Genomic DNA, 21,589 nt, shown 5'->3' with positions numbered 1-21,589 from the left:
TTGTCAACGGACCATAACCAGTACGACTAACCGTTTACGTGAGAGCCCTATGGCGCGATTTGCGCACCCATCTTCGCACCGACTTCCGACCTGACCTTTACGCAGCCACGGCTCTTTGGGTGGCCTTTCTTCTCGCAGTCAATTATTACGTTGATCTCGAAGATGCGTATATCGACTCGCATCAAGGGAAACCCATCTGGCCATTTCTGTACTTTTGCCTATATGCTACGGCCTATTATGGTAGCGTTTGGCTCTGGACACATTTTCACCACCGGCCCGACATCTGGCGCAACCGGGCGTTCTGGCTCCGGAGTGGAACGGCCTTGGTTTGTTACGCTGTCTACGCCGGTTTTTATGCCCATAGCTACTGGAGCCGACAGTTGTTTGATGGGCAGATCTATGTATTTGCCTACTACTGTCTGCATAATTTACAGTCGGTACTGACCATTGTCTTGCCGCTTTTTTTATTCTATAAATTCCTGGACCCCTATCCAAGCGCTTTCTACGGTATGACTCCGAAGCGAAAAGGATTGGTGCTCTATGCCATTCTGCTGGGACTAATGATCCCGCTAATCACGCTGGCGTCGTTTCAGGCTGACTTTCTCCAGGCATACCCAACCTACCGTGATACAAACGCCAACGAGTTTTTTGGTGTGCCGGAATGGGTAACGGCGCTCGCTTACGAACTGTGTTACGGCTGGGATTTTGTGCCTACAGAATTGCTCTTCCGGGGCTTTCTCGTGATCGGTATGAGTCAGGTATTGGGCCGTGGGGCCGTGCTGCCAATGGTTGTCTGGTACTGCACCGTTCATTTCGGTCGCCCGTTAGGCGAAGCCGTTTCTTCGCTGTTTGGTGGGTATTTACTGGGCGTTCTTGCCTTAAGTACCCGTAGCATCTGGGGCGGGCTTCTCATTCATATTGGCATTGCCTGGGGTATGGAAATTGCGGCATTTCTGCAGGGTACAAGTCGGTGAGACTATCCCTTAAACTATTGAACCATGAATTCCAGAAAGACCTCCGCTCCGCCCGTCATTCCACCCGGTAAAAAATTTGATGCCATTGTTGTTGGTTCGGGGATTAGCGGTGGCTGGTCGGCAAAGGAGTTATGCGAAAAAGGCCTGAATGTACTAATGCTGGAGCGTGGTCGGATGATTGAACACGTCTCCGATTACCATACGGCAACCATGAATCCATGGGATTTTTCGCACCATAATCAGGCCGTACCACGCGAGGTTATGAAGCAGTATCCCGTGCAGAACCGAACGGGCTTTACCATTACCGAAGCGACTCACCAGCACTTTGTTAATGACCTGGAGAATCCATACATCGAAGAAAAACCATTTGACTGGATTCGCGGGTATCACGTTGGGGGTAAGTCGTTGATGTGGGGTCGGTATTCATTTCGTTTTTCAGACCTCGATTTTGACGCGAATGCTAAAGAAGGCATTGCTACCGATTGGCCCATTCGGTATAAAGACATTGCGCCCTGGTACGACTATGTCGAAAAGTTTGCGGGTATAGCCGGAGATCGTGATGGGCTACCCCATCTGCCCGATGGTCAATTTCAACCCGCTATGCCCGATAACTGCGTAGAAGCGCATTTTCGGCAAACGGTGAACGCGGGCTTTCCCGATCGCAACGTGATTTCGGCGCGGGCTGCGCACCTGACTGCGCCTACGCAGGAGCAAATGAACCTGGGCCGCGCTAAGTGTCAGTACCGAAACCTATGTATGCGCGGTTGCCCTTACGGAGCGTATTTTAGTACCCAGTCGGCCACCTTACCCGCGGCCCGCCGAACCAAGCGACTCACGGTTCGGCCGCACTCGATTGTCAACTCGATAATCTATGATGAAAAGACGGGTAGGGCAACGGGCGTTCGGGTAATTGATGAGCAAACGCACCAATGGCACGAGTTTTACGCCAGTATTATTTTCCTGAACGCGTCGGCACTGGGATCTACCTATATCCTGCTGAATTCTACCTCGAAGCGGTTTCCGGACGGTATGGACGACAGTGGGCAACTGGGGCGTAACCTGATGGATCATCACTTCCACGTCGGTGCTACGGCCGATTATGAGCATGATCTGGATAAGTATTACTACGGGCGGCATCCGGCGGGTTTATATATCCCGCGTTTTCGAAATGTGCCGGGGCAGGAGAAACAGGCATTCAAACGAGGATATGGGTTTGAAGTCTACACAAGCCGGGAGAATTGGGAGCATGCCCATCATGAAGATGGGTTTGGGGCTGATTTTAAGGAAAAAGCCACCCAGTTTGGCACCTGGAAAATTACGCTGGATGCGTTCGGCGAATGCATGCCTTATGAAGATAACCGGGTGTACCTGACCCGCGATGTAACGGATAAGTGGGGACAGCCAGTTCTGAAAATGGATGTGCACTATCGGGACAACGAAACCCTGATGCGAAAAGACGCCCAGGAGCAGGCCGTACAGATGTTGGAAAAAGCCGGTTTCTCGAATATTAACGGCTTCGACGCTCAGGCACATCCTGGCTTAAGCATTCATGAAATGGGCACAGCTCGCATGGGTACATCGCCCAAAAACTCAGTCTTCAACAAGTTCAACCAGCACCATATTGTAAAAAACGTATTCTGTACCGATGGCGCAGCCATGACCTCGTCGCCCTGCCAAAACCCTTCGCTTACCTACATGGCCTTATCAGCCCGCGCTGCCGATTATGCCGTAAAAGCGTTGAAGCGGGGCGACTTGAAGCGATAGCCAACACGAAAACTAACGAACGATCTTTTCTCAATCTTCCCGTACGCGAATATTGGCCTGAACAACGGCCGCCGTTTTACTTCGAACGGCGGAGGTGATAAAAAAGCCCGTCGCCTTTCGTCCGGTAACGTTGGTGTTGATGATATTGGTGGGTACATTGACGGAGGGAGTGGCAAACAGCCCCCCGTTTGTGATCTGGGTGCGCAACGCCTGCCAGAAATCAAAGGCATCGGCCGTGAGCGACTGAAGCTCTACTTTCACGACATCATTCATGGCGTATAAACTATCCGGGTTGACCGATCGTCGGATAGGCGCAATAAACGTCAGGCCATCGGTAACATTATTCACCCCTCGAAACCCGCCGTCCTGCGAGGTGATGATGTTCTCTGGTTTATTCTGCAACTCGCCATTTCGGAAAAAACGGATGCGGTAGTAATCAACGCCACCGGCAATATCGACCGCATAAAATTCAGCCCGGTATCCTTCCGTTTTCGAGATTGGGTTAATCTTTCGTTTTATGAAAATGATCGAGTCGATTGGTGGCAACCGATTCATCTTCGAACTGGCCCGGTACGTATCGCCCTGATAGGCAACCGTGAGCTGGTACGTCCGTCCGATATGCCCCAGCGTGTCTTTACCCGTTGGTTGCCAAACATAATAGCCGTCATTGTCTGAATCCGAAAACGCGTACGTCTTACCGGCATCATCCGAAACCGTAACCGTTGCGCTGGTGGCAGGTGTAGGCTGACTATTATCGAAGTAGGCTGCTGTTTGGGTGAGCCGAATGGTTTGCTGGCCGGGCTGATCGGTCAAGGTTCCGTCGACCGATAACTGAATTGGCCCCGTATTGAGTTTGGCATCGATCACCGTTGTGCAACTGGTCAGAAACTGAACCGCTACAGCGATAAAGAAAACAAAAAGCGTTGATTTCATGCTGGTGGTGCCACCCTTCCGGACTGGCTATTAATCTATGAGTTGACCAACCCGGAGGTTGCTATCACTAAAATTTAAAGTTGTACGTCACCGACGGAATCAGGGTTGCAAAAACAGAGTAGCGGATCGCTTCTGTTAGGCGGGGATTGTCGGTATTGGGCTGGAAGTACACGGAAAACGCGTTTTTCCGGGCGTAGACATTGTATACCGAAAATACCCAGTTATCTTCTTTCCGTTTGCCCGGCCGTTTGCGGCCTTGTAGGGTGGCTGCCAGATCGAGCCGGTGATAGGCCGGAATGCGGTAATTATTCCGGGAATTGTCGGTGTTTTGGGGCACCACAAACCCTTCATATTCAAAGCGATTTGTGGGGAAAGTGCCGGGTGTACCACTGGCCAGTGTAAACGTAGCCGAAAAATTCCAGCGCTTGGCTTGTAGCGGATCGAAGAGCAGTACCGACGTCAGTGTGTGCCGTTTGTCGAATCGCGTTGGATACCAGTTATTGTTATTGATGCCGTTGACCTGCCGCTCGGTTTTAGCCAGCGTATAACTGATCCAGCCGTTGACAACGCCCGTGTTTCGTTTGATGAAGAATTCAGCTCCGTAGGCACGTCCTTTGCCACTCAGCAGATCGCCCTCCAGATATTTGTTCAGGATCAGGCTGGCCCCATCGATGTAATCGATCTGGTTCTGGAGCCATTTGTAGTAAACCTCGACCGAGGCTTCGAACTCGCTGCCAGCGCCCTTTGAGCGACCGAAATTTTTGAAATAGCCCCCCGCCAGCTGATCACCGATCTGCGGTTTGATGTTGTTGGTCGACGGCGTCCAGATGTCCAGCGGAGTCGACGCCGTTGTGTTGGAAACCAGGTGGATATACTGGGCCAGTCGGTTATAACTGAATTTGAGCGAGCTATTGCTGGTCAGGTCATACTTGGCCGAAAAGCGGGGCTCCCAGTTGCCGTAGGTTTTAATGACTTCTCCGCCCCGGTAGTCCACTGTTGTGATCACTTCGCGCCGGGTTCCTAGCGGTACATCTGTCTGGAATGTATAGGCTTCGCCCGGTCCTGTGTAATTGAACAATGAATAACGCAGCCCATACTGGAGTTGCAGTTTCGATGTCAGCTGCTGTTCGTTGCCAATGTATAAAGCGGCTTCGAGCGCGTGTTTATTAGCAATACCAAACGTGCGCACACTGCCCGAACTGGCGGCTGTGGCCATACCCGGCTGGAAATCATGGATAATAGCCTGACCACCAAAGGATATCGTGTTCTTGCCAAGAAACAACGAAAAATCAGGCTTCAGACTGTAGTCGACAATACGGGAATCCGTGCGGAAAAAGTCGTTTGGCCGTTTCTGCTTCAGGTCGGAATTCAGGGAGTAATCATAATTACTGTAATAGGCCGTGGTGTTCAGGAACAGCCGGTCGCTGAACACGTGATTCCAGCGGGCCGACAGCGTTGTGTTCCCCCAGTTGAAGCCAAAGTCAGACCCGAATACATCGCGGCCGAGGTAGCCTGATATAAATACGGTATTCTTGTCATTGATGTGGTAATTAGCTTTCGCCGTAAGGTCGTAGAAATAGAATTTTGCCCCTTTCAGATCGCCCGTCAGAAAGGGCTGCGCCAGAATATCGGCATAGGAGCGCCGGGCAGCGACAATAAATGAGCCTTTTCCTTTAAATAAAGGCCGCTCATAAGACAAACGACTGAAAATAAGGCCGATGCCGCCATTCAGTTCGGGTTTCTTGGCGTTGCCCTCCTTTAGGCGCACATCGAGAATGGACGAAATCCGGCCACCGTAATTTGATGGAATGCCGCCTTTGATCAGCTTTACGTCCTTCACCGCGTCGGGATTAAATACCGAAAAGAAGCCAAACAGGTGAGACGAATTGTAAACCGGCGCTTCATCGAGCAAGACCAGATTTTGGTCGATACTACCTCCGCGCACGTTGAAGCCCGTCGCGCCTTCGCCTACGGTCGAGACGCCAGGGAGCAATTGAATGCTCCGGATCACATCGACTTCGCCAAGCAGCGCCGGAATTCGTTGCAACGTTTTTACATCGATCCGATTGACGCTCATTTCAATATTCTTCACATTGTCGTCCTCACGCGTCGTCGACACGACAACTTCCTGAAGCTGTTTGCCTTCCTGGCCCAGTTCAAGATCAAGACGGACGTTCTGGTTGGCCAGATTAACGGTTTTGTTCTGTTTTTCGTAGCCAACGTAACTGATAACCAGGTTGTAAGTTCCTGGCTGTAGGGTAACCGCGTAAAAGCCATAGCTATTGGTTACGGCTCCCGTACCCGTTTCTTTAACGTAGACAGAGACGCCAATTAGCCCTTCGCCATTGCCTGCATCCTTAATATACCCGCTGATGGTTAGGCCCGCTGATCGAGTTCCTTTCTCGGGTACGTTGAGTCGAGTGTTAAGTGATTCCTGGGCTTTGGCGGCTTGTAAGGGTAGTATGTATATAAAAAGGCCGCATAGCCAAAGTGGTATCGTGTGTTTCATGGCGTTATCAATAAGCCACACATACGAATGATGGTGGTTCAGGTTGCTAACGCAAAAGTACGTTTAGGTCTAGTAAGCTTGGGTAAAAAATAGATGAAGCAACTAAATATAAGGGTGAACGGCTGCCTGTATAGGATAAAACTAATAATGGATACACCGAGCCGCAAGGAATTCACCTTGTTAGCTATCCTGTTTCTTGATTTGGTTGATTAGCTTCTTCGCTTCTTTATCGTCTGTTTCTGGAAAATGCACGGGTAGCGATTCCAGAATCTCGGTCAGAATAGACGCGATGATCAACTGTTGATTAACCCGGTCGTCGCTTGGAATTACATACCAGGGATTTTGCCGGGTAGCCGTCGCGTTGACCGTATCTTCGTACGCCTGCATGTACTGGGGCCAGAATTTTCGCTCTTCCAGGTCCGTTGGACTTAGCTTCCATTGCTTTTCAGTATCTTCCAGCCGGGCAATGAGCCGTTTGCCCTGCTCATGTTTGTCGACATGCAGGTAAAATTTCACAATAGGGAAGCCATTCCGAAACAGATAGTCTTCAAAATGGACTATGTCTCCAAACCGTTGCTTCCAGAGTGTTGCTTCATTCGTTGGCAAGAGGTTTTCGGGAATAGACTGCTCCTTGAGCCGCTCCGGATGCACGCGCAGGGCGAGGACTTCTTCGTAATACGAGCGGTTGAAAACCCCAATGTTGCCGCGCTCAGGCAGCTCCTGCCAGAAACGCCATAAGAAATCATGCTTTAAGTCGCTCTTATCGGGCTTCTTGAAGGGCGCTATCTGAAAACGGGACGGGTTGACACCCTTAAATATCCGACGGATGCTACTGTCTTTGCCGGCGGCATCCATGGCCTGAAAGACAACCAGCAGCCCATAATGCTCGTCGGCATGCATTTTATTTTGCGCTTGGTCCATGCGCTCGGCCAGAGCGTCCAGTTGCCGACTCTGGTCAGCTTCGTCCGTATAAAATGGATCAATATGAGTGGCGGTCTCCTTACTCGAAAACGGCCGCTTCTCATCGTATCGAAAATCTTTGGTGTTTATTTTTTTCATAATGTAACCGACCCATCGAAGAGAAGCCGCAGTTTAGACTAAAATGGCGGCTTCGCTGTGTAGAAGACAGATCGGCCGCGCTATTATTGAGCTTGAATAACCGGAATCAATTTCTGTAAGGCCTTGAAACGGTCATTGTCGGGTTCCGGCTCGGCAATTGGTAATTTTTTGAGTTCATCAATAATGATCCGGCCTACCAGCAGCCGCATATTTTTCTTATCGTCGGCGGGAATCACGTACCAGGGCGCTTTATCGGTGGCGGTTTCGCTGATGCAGGTTTCATAGGCATCCTGATAGTCATCCCAGAAATCACGTTCCTTTACATCGCCTTCCTCAAACTTCCAGTTCTTCTCTGCCTCCTCGATTCGGGCAATAAGCCGCTCGCCCTGTTCTTTCTTGGATACGTGCAGGTAGAACTTGACCGTTGGAAAGCCATTGCGATATAGAAAAGTTTCCATGTCCCGAATAGCCTCATAGCGGTGCTTGAACAGCTTATCCAGATCCTCCGTTGCTTTCTCGGGTAACCGCTGGCTCTCCGTCAAAATCTCGGGATGAACTTTAGTGACCAGCACTTCTTCGTAATACGAGCGGTTGAAAATTCCAATGGTGCCGCGTTCAGGTAATTCGCGCCAGCTGCGCCACAGGAAATCGTGGTCAAGCTCCTGATCGGTTGGCCGTTTGAAGGAATAGACCCGTACACCTGCCGGATTGGTTCCTGTAAATACGTGCTGGATGGTACCGTCTTTGCCGGCGGCATCGAGAGCCTGAAAGACCGTTAATAATCCAAAACGGTTGTGAGCATACATACGCTCCTGCCATTTGTCGATCTCGGCCGCCTGTTGCCGAAGTAGAGCTTCGTAGTGGTCAGCATCTTCGTAGAGATCATCTACTTTGGTGGGTGCTTTTTTTAATTTGAATGGCTTGTCGCCATCGTAGCGGAAACGGTCGGTATTGAAGTCTTTCACAGGCAGGGGGCGCAAACTTTACGCATGACAGTTATGTTAAACAATCAGGAAAATTAACCTAATTAAACCTATAAGGTTTGAGAAACCCATCGGGTAGCCCGGCTTGCAGGTTTATAGAAACACGATTTATGACCACAAATCAATCGGCCAATTTGGCCAAAGCGACTTTTGGAACGGGTTGTTTCTGGTGTACAGAAGCCTTGTATGAATCGCTCGACGGTGTCATTGGCGCTGTCTCCGGCTACGAGGGTGGCCAAAAACCAAACCCAACATACAAAGAAGTATGTACCGGCACTACGGGCCATGCGGAGTGTGTAGAGGTTACCTACGACCCGTCAACGATTACTTACCAGGAATTACTGGAGGCTTTCTTCCGTGGGCATGACCCAACGTCGCTCAACCGCCAGGGCGAAGATGTAGGAACGCAGTATCGGTCGGTGATTTTTTACCACAACGACGAGCAAAAGCAACTGGCTGAAACAGCAAAAGCTGAGTTAGACAAATCTGGCGCTTATGATCGCCCAATTGTGACGGAGATCAGCCCTGCCGAAACCTTCTACGAAGCGGAAGCCTATCACCAGAGTTATTTCGCCAACAACCCTAATCAGGGCTATTGCGCTTTTGTCATTGCGCCCAAGCTCGACAAGTTCAGGAAGGTGTTCAAAGAGAAATTGAAACCAACGATGGCCAATTAATAGAATTGTCACTTAAGGCGGTAAACAGAAAGAGACAACTCCTGTGGGGTTGTCTCTTTCTGTTTACAGGGCTATTGAACAAACAAGGAATGATTGCCTAAAAGTCAATCTTTTATGGCTGATTCGTTACTTTGGTGTAAGCACGAAGTCTACAGTTGGTTATGTTTGTCGCCTGTGAGATTATATGACCGAATAATAAGTGGGTATTCTTTTTGCTTGGTGGCCCAACATATTCGCATTTACTTTGTCTCAAATTTTAACATAAATCAATTTCGTCGCATGAAAAAATTTCACTTTTCTATTTTACTTGTTCTTGGATTACTGGCCGGAACACAGTCATTTGCACAGCTTGCCATTGATAAGGGCACTAAATTCATAAACCTGGGTATTGGCGTAGGGGGCTATTCCAGTGCAGGTGGTATTGCCTTTGGTGGTTCAGCCGATTTTGGTGTAGCACCAAATATCACTGTAGGTGGCCAGGTCGCCTATCGTAGCTTCAACTATGGCTACTTAGGGTTTAATGATAAAGTCAATTATCTGTATTTTGCCGCTCGTGGTTCTTATCACTTCAATGAAATTTTGAACTTGAGCACTGACAAAGCTGATTTGTATGCAGGCATTGGCTTAGGTTACGAAAGCGTTTCGTATTCAAGTAGCTTTGGCAATGGCTTTAACACGTTTGGTAGCGGTATTTTTGTCCCTATCCATTTAGGTGGCCGTTATTTCTTTAGCGAAAAAGTAGGCGGTTTTGCTGAATTAGGAACGGGTATTGCTCCGCTCTTACTGGGCGTAACATTCAAGTTTTAATTGACCAAGAGCACACAAAAAGGGCCGTCTGAACTTCAGACGGCCCTTTTTGTGTGTAAGCAATAAATTATTTACTCGCTACTTCTTTCAAACTCTTGATGCCCATATTCCAGAGAATGAAGGAGTAGATATCGGCGGCTGTTTCGATGTTCTTTTTGGTATTACTGGCACCGTGGCCGGAGTTGGTGTCGATTCGGATCAGCACTGGATTGGCTCCTTTATATAGTTCCTGTAACGTAGCCGCGTATTTGAACGAGTGAGCCGGAACGACCCGGTCGTCGTGGTCGGCGGTGGTGATCAGCGTGGCGGGGTAGTTAATGCCTGGCTTGATGTTATGCAGGGGCGAATAGGCGTAGAGCGCCTTGAATTCGTCGGCATTATCGCTGCTACCGTAGTCGGCGATCCAGTTCCAGCCGATAGTAAATTTGTGGAACCGCAGCATGTCCATAACGCCCACCTGCGGAATTGCCACCCGGAATAAGTCGGGACGCTGGTTCATCACCGCCCCAACCAGCAAGCCGCCGTTCGATCCGCCCTGAACCGCCAGTTTGGCTGGACTCGTGTATTTCTGGGCGATCAGGTACTCAGCAGCAGCAATGAAGTCATCGAAGACATTCTGTTTTTTGAGCTTCATACCCTGCTCATGCCATTTTTCGCCGTATTCGCTGCCACCCCGTAAATTAGCCTGGGCATAGATTCCACCCTGCTCCAGAAATGGAATCCGGAACGGGCTGAACGACGGAGGGAGGCTAACGTTAAACCCGCCGTAGCCATACAGAAGTGTTGGATTGGTGCCGTCAAGTTTTAAGCCTTTGCGGTAGGTCAGAAACATGGGTACTTTCGTGCCGTCCTTGCTGGTATAGAATACCTGCTTCGTTTCGTAGTCCGACGGGTTAAAATCTACTTCGGGCGCGCGGAAAACGGTGCTTTTGTGCGTCGCAATGTCATAGCGATAAATGGTGGGCGGAAAGGTGAAGGACGTAAACGTGTAGAACACAAATTTGTCATCTTTTTCGCCCCCAAAGCCACCTGCCGAGCCAATAGCGGGCAATTTGACATCGCCTTCTGATTTTCCGGCATAGTTGAAAACGTCAATTTTCGACGTTACGTCTTTGGCGTATTCAACGAACAATTTACCCCCGGCAGCGCTAACACTTCCTTCGGCAATGGGCTCCGGCTTTTCGGGAATCAGGGTCGAAAAAGCCTTCTTTTTCGTATCATAAGCAACGACCTTGCTATTGGGTGCTTTTTCGTTGGTCAAAATCAGGAGCCGGTCGCCGTCATTATCGATCACGCCATAACTAAAATTGGTAATTTCGGACACAACCGGAACAAACGTTTTTTGAGGAGAGGTGGCATCTATGAACAATAGAGAATTACCGTCTTTCCCCTGGCCCCGGTCGCTGATGGATAATAAGGCGAAGCGCTCATCATCGGTCGTACTGACAATGTGAAACCGTTGCGGATGTTTAGCGTCTTCATAAACCAACCGGTCGGCCGATTGGGGTGTATTCAGTTTGTGGAAAAAGACCTGATGGTTTTCATTTTTTGCCGCCAGTGCGCTGCCTTCGGGTTTCGGGTACCGGCTATAATAGAAACCGTCGCCCTGCCAGGCCGCCCCCGAGACTTTTACCCATTCGATTTTATCGGATAAATACGTCTTGGTCGCCAGGTCCATAACCTGGTACTCCTGCCAGTCGGACCCGCCTTTCGACAAGCCGACAACAGCGTATTTGCCATCTTTTGAGAGCGAAAAAGCCCCCAGACGCGTGGTACCATCGGCCGATAATTTATTTGGATCGATCACTAACTCAGGTTTGCCATCGAGCCCTTTTTGGCGGTACAACACGGCTTGGTTCTGTAGACCATCATTTTTCGAGAAGTAAAACCAATCGCCTTTTCGGCTCGGTGCCGAATATTTCGGGTAGTTGTAAACCTGTTCGAGCCGATCCTGAAACTGTTTCCGGTAGGGAATTTGGGCTAGGTAGTCGAACGTGACTTTATTTTCGGCTTTTACCCAATCGGCGGTTTCAGCGGAGCGATCATCTTCCAGCCAGCGGTAAGGATCGGCGACCTGCGTGCCATGGTAATTATCGGCCTGATCGGTTTTTCGGGCCGAAGGGTACGTTAAGGGGCTTGCTGACTGGCCCAATGCAACAGACGAACTCAACATAAACGATAAGCGGATGAAGGTAGAAACGCGCATACGTTGGCGGTGATTAAGGCGAAGACGAAATGTAAGACTAGTTACGGCGGACAGCCTGAAAAACCAAATAACCAGCAATGGGCCACTCAAGCCCATCAGGAAGCGCATTGCGCAGGCATTCCACACCGCTAGCCCGTTATCCGACTAGCGGGTATATTCGATACGAGGATTAATCCGGGGAATCAACCCTTGCGAATCATGGCGCAGCAGCATTTCAAACAGCAGAACAGTGGCCGCTGCATCACCCTGAGCACGGTGTCGACCGTTCAATGGGATTTCGAGGGAGCGGCAAAGTTTGCCCAGGCTATAGGAAGGGTGACCCGGCAGCAACTTGCGGCTCGTGCGAACCGTGCAGAGGGTGCGCCGTAAATAATCGTGCCCCAGCCAATTTAACTCTTTTTGAATAAACCCGAAGTCGAAACCAACATTATGGGCTACGAAAATAGCATCTTTTGTGATGTTCAGCACATCATTGGCAACCTCGGCAAACGTAGGCTCGTTCTCGACCATCTCATTAGAGATGCCCGTTAGATGCCGGATGAACGGGGGAATGGGACATTCCGGGTTCAACAGGGAGTGGAAGGAATCAACCACCTGCTGTCCGTCGTGGCGGAAAATGGCAATCTCAGTAAGCCGGGTAGGGCCTTTTACGCCCCCAGTAGTTTCAACGTCAACGATGCAATACACATAGAGAAAGTTTACGGTCTTGGCTTGACGGCTTCAGTACCTGGTTCGCCAATGCCTCAACAGGCCGTGGCTTGCAGTTCATGCAGTACTGAACGTTGTAAACAAGGAACCGAATACACTATAAAGGTACGGTTTTACCGCGAAGCCTGCAACGCCGGGTTTCGAATTGACTGTTTGTCAACGCCCGGACGAATCACAACGCCCTCCCGAATGAGCCGAAGGGTATAGTCCAGTATATAATCCCGGTTGTTCATCAGGTCATCGAAATTGCGGGTAACGATAAAATCTGGCTCGACGGTAAAGCCATTTGCCCGTTCGGTTTCAACGGCATGCGTCAGTTTCTTGAGCGGAATGCGCACCTGGAGCCGCGAATTGGGTAGGGTTATCGTTTTGAAGTGTCCCGCAAAGTCGCCCCAATAGGCACTGCCACTCGCTTCTCCGACGTAGGTTCCCAGGCCAGCATCGAGCGTTTTGGCCAGCACGGTTGTGGTGGCCGAAAATGACGCGCCATTCACTAAAAAATAGAGATTGCCGGAAAAGGAATCCCGATGCCTGGGGCGATAGCGCCGGTTAGCCGAACGGCTGGCAAATCCACCACTGTTGTCTGTTCGGTATTGCAGGCTGAAATTGAGCGCTGAAAAAGGATTCCAACGGGTAACGAGTTCGGTGCGGGCAGCCCGTTTCATTTCTTCGTGGTCCATGATGCGGAAGGGTTTCGGCATCCAGTAGCGTAGTAAACGGGCGGAGTTGACCACAATTCCTCCGCCATTTCCCTGCATGTCTATGACCAGATTTTGTACATTCTCCTGGCGTATTTGTTTGAATGCCCGCTTTAGTCGGCGGTTGAAGCCCCATTGAAACGGGTCTTTTCGCTTGGTTCCCATGAAAGTGGATACCCGCAGTACGGCGGTGTGCGTGAGCGTATCCACCGTGCGTACCGACAGATTTGGGCGTCTATCAAGCTCAACACCATACCGGCGCTGTATTCTGGCCCGAAAGCTGTCCAGCGTCAGGCAGCGTAAGCGCGTTTGCCGAACGAGAGAGTCGCCCGTAAGCCGATACGTAATCCGAACGGAATCGGCTGAACCAAACCAGGCTGCGTAATAGTCGGCAAATTGCACCATGCTCCACTGCCTGCGCCCGGTAAGGTTGTCGCCATCGGAGCCGGAGTGATCAGCATTCATCAGTTCACGGTGTACATCGGCCACTGGCCGACCGTTGATGGTCAGTAGTTCGGTGCCTCGCTGAAGTGTACTGTCCGATGATACGTTATGACTGATAAAATACTGGGATTCGACCAGCCGAATATAAAACGGCAGGAACCGGGTGTACTTGCCGATGTAGTTCTTACGATGGTTCAGGTTGGTGTGTCCGTCCTTGATGGCAGCCACTAATGGGCTGACGTGGTGATAAAACGACAGGTAGTCGGTTGGGGAGTTGAGGTGGTTATACAACGAATCGTATAACTGCTCCATCCGGGCCTGGGGTGTATAATAACCCATGCCTGGATGGAGCAAGTCGAGTTTCCGCTTGAGGTAGCTCAAATCAGCTCGGGTTTGAGCAGGTGTGAGCACCTGAGCCAACGAAATCTGGTAACTTAAGCTAATAAATAAACTTACTAGACGCAGTGTTGCCTTAATCTTCATCGTTTCACGTTACGGTAGGAATTACCCCTATAGGGTTTCCATTAATTCGTTCCGTGAATATAAAGTTTAAGGCAACTATAATCAATAAAAAATGTTTAATACTTTATTAAAATTTTGTAAGAGGTGGCTTTGGCGGCTGATTTCTAATCGTCTTTCCGATGCGGAATCACCGTCCAATGCTTTGCACCGGGTAAATGCTCGGCCGCAATTGCCGCAGCAACTTCTTCTAAATTTTCTTCATTTGTGCTGAAAAACAAGCTTTTAGGTTGATCGTCGGTCTCGGTTGTCCGCACCTCATAATACTCGTTGTGGTGTTCGATTGCGTGTTTCTCGACAAGTTGGTATTGTGCCATAGTAGTAAACTGGTTTGGTAACGATAACTCCTAATTTGAAAAGATGGTTAGCCAAGAACCGTAATTAATATGGCTCCTGCAACCATAACACCTGCTCCGATCAACTTTCGCAGAATATCTCTTTCGCGGAAAAAGTGATAACCGAAGAGCACACTGACCAGCGCCGATGTCTGAAATAAGGCCAGCGCATAGCCCACGGGCATATTGGCTAAGACAACAGTACTGGCTATTTGCGTAAGGCCAACCAGTAGACAAAGGGCCATGTACGTGTTTTTCTGCGCCAACAGTAGCCTTGTCTGGACACGCCATGTACTCTGCAAGGTGCCTATAATCCAAATGAAGGTAAACCCAAAGCCCAGCATGCACCAGTAAAAGAACACGATGGTGGGTGTCGACAAAAGAATGGCTTTCTTAAGAAAGACTCCATCGACGGCCGAAAATACCAGGGCTGCCAGCCGTAGTTTGACTTCGGGGCGCTGAAATAAGCGAATTGGGGATGTCTTTACGGATAAGGCCCCAGGCTGCCGGCGGTCGTTCAGAACAATATAACTGCCTGCTATAATGAGTAGTAGTCCAGTCAGACCCCACCAGCCCGGAATCTCATTCAGCAGAAAAATACTGACCAGCATGCCAACAACGGATTTATAGGCGTTGATCGGTCCCAGCACCGATAAGTCGCCCAGGTGCATGGCTTTTACCAGAAATACATTGCCGAACATGGCAAACAGGCTGGCCATCAGCATACTCGTCCAGAATTCAGAGGGTAGACTTGTAAACCGGAGCTGCGGCCAAAAGACGAGGCAAATCAGTAGCAATAATCCGTAGGTTGCCGATGTTACGAATAAAGGGTCAGCCGCCCGTTGGGTCAGTTGCTTCTGGAATACGTTTGCGAGTGGATTGGCCACAATACGGACCAGAACAGCCAGCGAGAGGAAGGGTAGACTAGATGAAAGCATAAGTAAAAACGTATCTAACCCGGTCGGCTCTCTTGCCAAAAGGTCAGCCTGGCGGAAATATACCGAGCATAGTACCGGATTTGGTATGCCTGCCAATTCGTAGAAAGCTTTTTTTTGCGCATCACTTTCCTGATTAACAAACGTTTCGTACCTTTGCGGTCTTATTTTTTGAACCGGGCCACCGGAGTGGAGGAGATACGAGGTGAACACATTACGCGCATACGACATCCATATCGTTGGTCTTGACAACAAACGCTACGAGTACGATTTCACATCGGACAGTTCATTTTTTGCCGCGCTTGAGCAGGACTTGATCAAAGCGGGAAACGTTAAGACACATGTGGTGCTCGAAAAGTCGGAGACGATGATTCGTCTGGACTTGCACATCGTCGGTACGGTTGAGCAAACCTGTGACCGTAGCCTCGACGAATATGATGAACCGGTCGATACGCAGCAGACAATGCTGCTGAAATTTGGCGACCACAATGAAGAGTTAAGTGACGAGATCGAACTCATTGAACGGAACACGGCGACGATAAACGTAGCCCGTTACATTTTTGAGTTCCTGAGCCTGTCACTGCCGATGAAGCGGCTTCATCCCCGCTTCCGGGACGAGGAGGATCAGGACGACGAGCAGGAGGTAAAGCTCATTTACAGCTCCGGCACTAGTGCTGAAACGAATGATGACGAAGCAAACGACCAGCCGGAAGTAGATCCTCGCTGGGCCGCTTTGCGAAAATTAAGTGACAACTAATTTTAGTTGTAGAGTTACAAGATTGTAAAACGGTTCGCCGTGGTGGTTATTCAACGAATGACTGATACGCAATCTGCCAACTCGAAAACTAGGTGACTATATAACTTTATAACTATAAGACTGAATCATGGCACACCCCAAACGACGCCACTCCAGCACCCGGCGCGATAAGCGCAGAACGCACTATAAGGCTACGCCTGTGGCGCTTTCAACCGACGCCCAGACTGGCGAAGTACACGAGCGGCATCACGCCCACGTTTTTGAAGGCAATCTGTTCTACAAAGGGCAAATGATCATTGAGAATTACGCGAAAACAGCCTAAATTTCGTCCATTTTTGAAAAGTATTTCGTTGCCGTCTTTCCGAAGATGAACGCGAAATACTTTTTTATTGCCAGCCACCTCCCTATTTTTACGCGTATTTAGTTTGAAAACCAGCTTAACTGGGGAGATATTGAACAAACGGAGTCAATGAAAATTGCAGTGGACGCAATGGGTGGCGATTTTGCTCCCGACGCTATCGTGGAAGGAGTATTGATGGCTGCTGCTGAATTGCCGGAAGATGTAACGGTTGTGCTGATTGGCAGACAGGGTGTTGTGCAGGAGTTAATCCAGAAGCACAGGGCTCATCCAGTTGCCAATATTGAATTGGTAAACGCCGATGACGTTATCGAAATGAGTGAGCATCCCACCAAGGCGCTCTCGCAGAAACCCAATTCCAGTATCGGGGTTGGGTTTAAACTTTTGAAGGATGGTAAGGTTCAGGCGTTTTGTAGTGCCGGTAATACCGGTGCTATGCACGTGGGGGCCTTGTTTAGCATAAAAGCGATCGAGGGCGTTTTGCGCCCTTGTATCGCGGGCTTTGTACCACAACTCACGGGCGGCTATGCCGTTATGCTCGATATTGGAGCCAATGCCGATTGCAAGCCCGAAATGCTGGCTCAGTTCGGACATATCGGCTCCATTTATGCCCAATCGACGTTTAATATTGCCAAACCGCGTGTCGCTCTGATGAATATTGGCTCGGAAGAGCAAAAAGGGTCATTGGTTGCCCAAGCTGCCCATCAACTCCTGAAAGACAATAATCGGATTAACTTTGTGGGTAACATGGAGGGGGGAGACTTCTTTGCCGGCCTGGCCGATGTCATTATAACCGATGGGTTTACCGGCAACGCCATGTTTAAATTAGGGGAGTCATTTTATACGGTGGCCGCACAGCGAGGCCTGAGTGATGAATTTCTGGATAAAACCAACTACGAATCGGTTGGCGGAAGTCCAATTCTGGGGGTTAACGGAAACGTGATTATTGCCCACGGTATTTCATCGCCCTTAGCGATCAAAAATATGATTAATCTGGCCATTCGGCAGGTTGAGTCCGACGCATACACTAAAATTGCACAGGCACTCAGTTAAGCAGGTACTTGTATCAGTGAACAGTAAGCACTTTTTATCCATCTGAATTCACTGATACTTGTTCACCAGCTACTGTTTACTGATAACTGTACTATCATCCTATGAGTAAAGCTGCCATAACTGGAGTTCATGGTTATGTTCCCGATTATGTGCTCACCAATGCCGAATTGGAGCGCATGGTGGATACGAACGATGAATGGATTACGAGCCGTACGGGTATCAAAGAACGGCACATTTTAAAAGGCGAGGGCATGGGCTCGTCGCACATGGGGGCAAAAGCCGTGGCAGGTTTGCTCGAAAAATTAAAGATTAAACCTGAAGAAGTCGATCTGCTGATTTGTGCGACGACTACACCCGATTTCGTTTTCCCCTGTACCGCCAATCTGATTTGCGATATGGTGGGCATCCGGAATGTAGGAAGTTTCGATATTCAGGCAGCTTGTTCTGGTTTTCTGTATGCCATAACAGTGGGTTCGCAATTCATCGAAACGGGTAAGTACAAAAAAGTAGTTGTCGTGGGGGCCGACAAGATGTCGGCAATTACCGATTATACCGACCGAACAACCTGTGTTTTATTTGGTGATGGAGCCGGGGCTGTTATGCTTGAACCCAATACGGAGGGTCTTGGTATTCTGGATTCCATAATCAAGTCGGATGGGGTAGGGCAAAACCACCTTTTCCAAAAAGCAGGGGGTAGCCGCTATCCGCCCACACACGAAACCGTTGAAAAACGCTGGCATTATGTCTATCAGGATGGGCCATCGGTGTTCAAATTTGCGGTAAAGAATATGGCCGACGTGTCGGCTGAGATTATGGAGCGAAATCAGCTGTCTGGCAGTGATGTTGCCTGGTTAGTGCCCCATCAGGCAAATAAACGCATTATTGACGCTACAGCCCATCGAATGGGCATTCAGACTGATAAAGTCATGATGAATATCCACCGATATGGAAATACAACAGCGGCTACAATCCCACTTTGCCTGTTCGACTATGAATCGCAGTTGAAAAAAGGGGATAATCTGGTATTGGCTGCCTTTGGCGGTGGCTTTACATGGGGAGCCGCTTACGTAAAATGGGCGTATTAAAATGAGTTATTAGGTTTATGGTTTACGGCTTATGGGTAGCTAACGCAAGAATACCAGCGTGTCAGCTACCTATAAACCGTAAACCATAAACCACAAACTATAAAATCAATACATGGCAACGACCGCAGATATCCGTAATGGATTGGTTCTTAATTACAACAACGATCTTTTTCAAATTACTGAATTTCAACATGTGAAGCCGGGAAAAGGCGCGGCTTTTGTACGAACAAAGTTGAAAAGCCTGACAACGGGCCGGGTAATTGATAATACATTCAACTCGGGCGCAACCATTTACCCGGTACGGGTTGAGCGTCGGAAATTTCAATACCTGTACAAAGACGAATCGGGCTATAACTTTATGGACCAGGAATCGTTCGATCAGATTAACCTGGATGATAAACTTGTCGAAGGAGCCGATCTGATGAAAGAGGGACAGGAAGTCGAAATCCTGATCAACGCCGACAGCGATACGCCCCTATCGTGCGAATTGCCGCCTTTCGTTGAACTGGAAGTGACCTATGCCGAACCAGGCATTAAAGGTGATACGGCTAACAGCCCCAAAAAGCGGGTGGAAGTGGAGTCGGGAGCAAAAATTATGGTACCTCTCTTTATCGAATCAGGTCAAAAGATTCGGGTCGATACGCGTACCCGTGATTATGTAGAACGAGTGAAATAAATGTTGACTGATGGAGTGTAGAGGAAGAATGGTTTCGAATTAATCATTTATCATTCACAAGTCATCATTGCTCCGGCGCCTGTTATCATCAAAAGCTATGAATACAAAAGACATACAGCAACTCATCGACTTCATCTCGCAATCGGGTTTAGACGAAGTCAACATCGAAACGACTGACCTGAAAATCAGCGTTAAGCGCTATGGAACCGGTGTGCCAGCCGCAGCGGCTGCCCCTGTAGCCGCTGCTCCTGTAGTCCAGGCCCCTGTTGCCCAGCCACAGGCCGTTGCTGTACCAGCAGCTCCGGTCGCGGTACCGGCAGCCGCCCCACAGGCCGATACGTCAAAGTACATTACTATCAAATCGCCGATGATCGGCACGTTCTACCGGACGGCCAATCCCGACGCACCAATGTTCGTTGAAGTAGGTGATAGCATAACCGAAGGTAAAGTGGTTTGTATTATCGAAGCCATGAAACTGTTCAACGAAATCGAGTCGGAAGTATCGGGCCGTATCGTGAAGGTTCTCGTTGAGAACGCTACACCCGTTGAATACGACCAACCGCTGTTTTTGGTAGAACCCATTTAATTTAATTAGTGAATGAGTGAATGAGTGATTGAGTGATTGAATAGCTGACGCAAGTTTATTTATTCAATCACTCAATCACTCAATCACTCATTCACCATTTATACCATGTTCAAAAAAATCTTAATCGCCAATCGGGGAGAAATCGCTCTGCGTATCATTCGGACATGTCGCGAAATGGGTATCAAAACGGTAGCCGTTTATTCGACCGCCGATCGCGATAGCCTGCATGTGCGTTTCGCCGATGAGGCCGTTTGCATTGGCCCACCCATCAGCAAACAATCGTATTTAAGTATTCCAAGCATCATTTCGGCTGCCGAAGTAACGGGGGCCGATGCCATTCACCCCGGCTACGGGTTTCTGTCAGAGAATGCCGAATTCTCGCAGATCTGCGCCGATTACGGAATTAAATTTATTGGTGCCACTGCCGAGCAGATCAACGGTATGGGCGATAAAGCGACCGCTAAAGCAACCATGCGAGCGGCTGGCGTTCCCGTTATTCCGGGCTCAGAAGGACTGCTGGAGTCTGTTGAACAAGGCAAGAAACTATCGGCAGGCATGGGCTATCCGGTGATTGTGAAAGCAACCGCTGGTGGTGGTGGCCGTGGCATGCGCATTATTCGGACGGAAGATGAATTTGAAAAAGCCTGGAATGACGCCCGTACCGAAGCCGGAGCTGCCTTTGGCAACGATGGCCTTTATCTGGAAAAATTCGTTGAAGAACCGCGCCACATTGAAATTCAGATTGTAGGCGATCAGTATGGTAAAGTTTGCCACCTGTCGGAGCGAGATTGTTCAATCCAGCGCCGGCACCAAAAGCTGATCGAAGAAACACCGTCGCCGGTCGTTTCGCCCGAGCTGCGGGAACGAATGGGCGAGGCAGCCATCAAAGGCGCTCAGGCCATCGGCTACGAAGGGGCCGGAACGGTTGAGTTTCTCGTCGATAAACATGGCGATTTCTACTTCATGGAAATGAACACCCGGATTCAGGTAGAACACCCGATAACGGAAGAAGTAACGGATTTCGATCTGATCAAAGAACAGATAAAGGTGGCCGCCGGAGCCGAAATTTCGGGCCGGAATTATACACCTAAACTCTACGCCATGGAGTGCCGGATCAATGCCGAAGACCCGGCAAACGGGTTTCGTCCATCGCCGGGCAAAATTACCAATTTGCATTTCCCCGGTGGACATGGCGTCCGGATCGACAGTCACGTGTATAGTGGGTATACCATTCCGCCCAACTATGACTCGATGATCGCTAAACTGATCGTGTCGGGTCAATCACGGGAAGAGGTTATTACACGGATGAAGCGGGCACTCCAGGAATTTGTGATCGAAGGTATCAAAACGACGATTCCTTTCCATATCAGATTAATGGACGATGCTAAGTTTCGCTCCGGCCAGTTTACGACGGCTTTCCTGGATACATTTGATTTTAGTAAATTGTAGTGTAGCGCGGACAAGATGTCTGTGTTACATTAAAAAAACGGGGTGTCTTGCTTTAGTGACAAGACACCCCGTTT

The 21,589-nt window shown here is 49.4% G+C and carries 20 protein-coding genes; 11 read left to right on the top strand and 9 right to left on the bottom strand.

What is annotated here, in order from left to right:
* Nucleotides 1-38 precede the first annotated feature (38 nt).
* Entirely contained in the window at nt 39-974 is a 936-nt protein-coding gene (locus ACYVAM_RS14685) for a CPBP family intramembrane glutamic endopeptidase (protein ID WP_461068186.1), read from the top strand.
* Between the two features lie 24 nt (nt 975-998).
* Nucleotides 999-2,738 carry a GMC oxidoreductase gene (locus ACYVAM_RS14680; protein ID WP_461068184.1) on the top strand — a complete coding sequence of 580 codons (1,740 nt, stop codon included), beginning with the start codon at nt 999-1,001 and terminating at the stop codon, nt 2,736-2,738.
* Nucleotides 2,739-2,768: 30 nt separating this feature from the next.
* On the opposite strand, the gene ACYVAM_RS14675 is transcribed toward ACYVAM_RS14680, so the two are convergent.
* From ACYVAM_RS14675 to ACYVAM_RS14660, 4 genes are all read right to left on the bottom strand, one after another.
* Nucleotides 2,769-3,671: a DUF4249 domain-containing protein gene (locus ACYVAM_RS14675; protein WP_461068182.1), complete on the bottom strand. Its 903-nt coding sequence runs from the start codon at nt 3,669-3,671 to the stop codon at nt 2,769-2,771.
* A 67-nt stretch (nt 3,672-3,738) separates the two neighbouring features.
* Nucleotides 3,739-6,180, bottom strand: a complete 2,442-nt coding sequence (locus ACYVAM_RS14670; protein WP_461068180.1) for a TonB-dependent receptor — start codon at nt 6,178-6,180, stop codon at nt 3,739-3,741.
* Between the two features lie 180 nt (nt 6,181-6,360).
* Complete coding sequence (locus ACYVAM_RS14665; RefSeq protein WP_461068178.1) at nt 6,361-7,239, bottom strand: PPK2 family polyphosphate kinase; 879 nt, start codon at nt 7,237-7,239, stop codon at nt 6,361-6,363.
* A gap of 83 nt (nt 7,240-7,322) precedes the next feature.
* Nucleotides 7,323-8,204, bottom strand: a complete 882-nt coding sequence (locus ACYVAM_RS14660) for a PPK2 family polyphosphate kinase (protein ID WP_461068331.1) — start codon at nt 8,202-8,204, stop codon at nt 7,323-7,325.
* A gap of 128 nt (nt 8,205-8,332) precedes the next feature.
* Between ACYVAM_RS14660 and msrA the strand changes: the two genes are divergently transcribed.
* Entirely contained in the window at nt 8,333-8,899 is a 567-nt protein-coding gene (gene msrA / locus ACYVAM_RS14655; protein ID WP_461068176.1) for a peptide-methionine (S)-S-oxide reductase MsrA, read from the top strand.
* 279 nt (nt 8,900-9,178) lie between these two features.
* Nucleotides 9,179-9,706 carry a hypothetical protein gene (locus tag ACYVAM_RS14650; RefSeq protein WP_461068174.1) on the top strand — a complete coding sequence of 176 codons (528 nt, stop codon included), beginning with the start codon at nt 9,179-9,181 and terminating at the stop codon, nt 9,704-9,706.
* 67 nt (nt 9,707-9,773) lie between these two features.
* Here ACYVAM_RS14650 and ACYVAM_RS14645 read toward each other — a convergent pair whose 3' ends face one another.
* From ACYVAM_RS14645 to ACYVAM_RS14625, 5 genes are all read right to left on the bottom strand, one after another.
* Complete coding sequence (locus tag ACYVAM_RS14645; RefSeq protein WP_461068329.1) at nt 9,774-11,879, bottom strand: prolyl oligopeptidase family serine peptidase; 2,106 nt, start codon at nt 11,877-11,879, stop codon at nt 9,774-9,776.
* Nucleotides 11,880-12,056: 177 nt separating this feature from the next.
* Nucleotides 12,057-12,599, bottom strand: a complete 543-nt coding sequence (locus ACYVAM_RS14640) for a 3'-5' exonuclease (RefSeq protein ID WP_461068172.1) — start codon at nt 12,597-12,599, stop codon at nt 12,057-12,059.
* Between the two features lie 134 nt (nt 12,600-12,733).
* A complete protein-coding gene (locus ACYVAM_RS14635; protein ID WP_461068170.1) occupies nt 12,734-14,245 on the bottom strand; it encodes a S41 family peptidase in 1,512 nt (503 codons plus the stop codon).
* A gap of 143 nt (nt 14,246-14,388) precedes the next feature.
* Nucleotides 14,389-14,598 (bottom strand): hypothetical protein, encoded by a 210-nt coding sequence (locus ACYVAM_RS14630; protein ID WP_461068168.1) that lies wholly within the window; start codon nt 14,596-14,598, stop codon nt 14,389-14,391.
* Nucleotides 14,599-14,645: 47 nt separating this feature from the next.
* Nucleotides 14,646-15,554 carry an EamA family transporter gene (locus ACYVAM_RS14625; RefSeq protein ID WP_461068166.1) on the bottom strand — a complete coding sequence of 303 codons (909 nt, stop codon included), beginning with the start codon at nt 15,552-15,554 and terminating at the stop codon, nt 14,646-14,648.
* A gap of 202 nt (nt 15,555-15,756) precedes the next feature.
* On the opposite strand from ACYVAM_RS14625, the gene ACYVAM_RS14620 reads away from it, so the two are divergent.
* The 7 genes from ACYVAM_RS14620 to accC all read left to right on the top strand — a co-directional run bounded on the left by ACYVAM_RS14620 (nt 15,757) and on the right by accC (nt 21,515).
* The gene (locus ACYVAM_RS14620) at nt 15,757-16,308 is read left to right on the top strand and encodes a YceD family protein (RefSeq protein WP_461068164.1); all 552 of its coding nucleotides are present in this window, start codon (nt 15,757-15,759) and stop codon (nt 16,306-16,308) included.
* Between the two features lie 127 nt (nt 16,309-16,435).
* Nucleotides 16,436-16,630, top strand: a complete 195-nt coding sequence (gene rpmF / locus ACYVAM_RS14615; RefSeq protein WP_012929722.1) for a 50S ribosomal protein L32 — start codon at nt 16,436-16,438, stop codon at nt 16,628-16,630.
* Between the two features lie 147 nt (nt 16,631-16,777).
* Complete coding sequence (gene plsX / locus ACYVAM_RS14610; protein WP_461068162.1) at nt 16,778-17,719, top strand: phosphate acyltransferase PlsX; 942 nt, start codon at nt 16,778-16,780, stop codon at nt 17,717-17,719.
* A 101-nt stretch (nt 17,720-17,820) separates the two neighbouring features.
* Nucleotides 17,821-18,804 carry a beta-ketoacyl-ACP synthase III gene (locus ACYVAM_RS14605; RefSeq protein WP_461068160.1) on the top strand — a complete coding sequence of 328 codons (984 nt, stop codon included), beginning with the start codon at nt 17,821-17,823 and terminating at the stop codon, nt 18,802-18,804.
* 112 nt (nt 18,805-18,916) lie between these two features.
* Entirely contained in the window at nt 18,917-19,480 is a 564-nt protein-coding gene (gene efp / locus ACYVAM_RS14600) for an elongation factor P (protein WP_461068158.1), read from the top strand.
* A 97-nt stretch (nt 19,481-19,577) separates the two neighbouring features.
* Entirely contained in the window at nt 19,578-20,066 is a 489-nt protein-coding gene (accB, locus tag ACYVAM_RS14595; protein WP_461068156.1) for an acetyl-CoA carboxylase biotin carboxyl carrier protein, read from the top strand.
* A 105-nt stretch (nt 20,067-20,171) separates the two neighbouring features.
* Complete coding sequence (gene accC, locus ACYVAM_RS14590) at nt 20,172-21,515, top strand: acetyl-CoA carboxylase biotin carboxylase subunit (protein WP_461068154.1); 1,344 nt, start codon at nt 20,172-20,174, stop codon at nt 21,513-21,515.
* Nucleotides 21,516-21,589 lie beyond the last annotated feature (74 nt).

This window comes from Spirosoma horti, from assembly GCF_054776595.1.
This window is presented reverse-complemented; position numbering and strand designations above follow the sequence as displayed.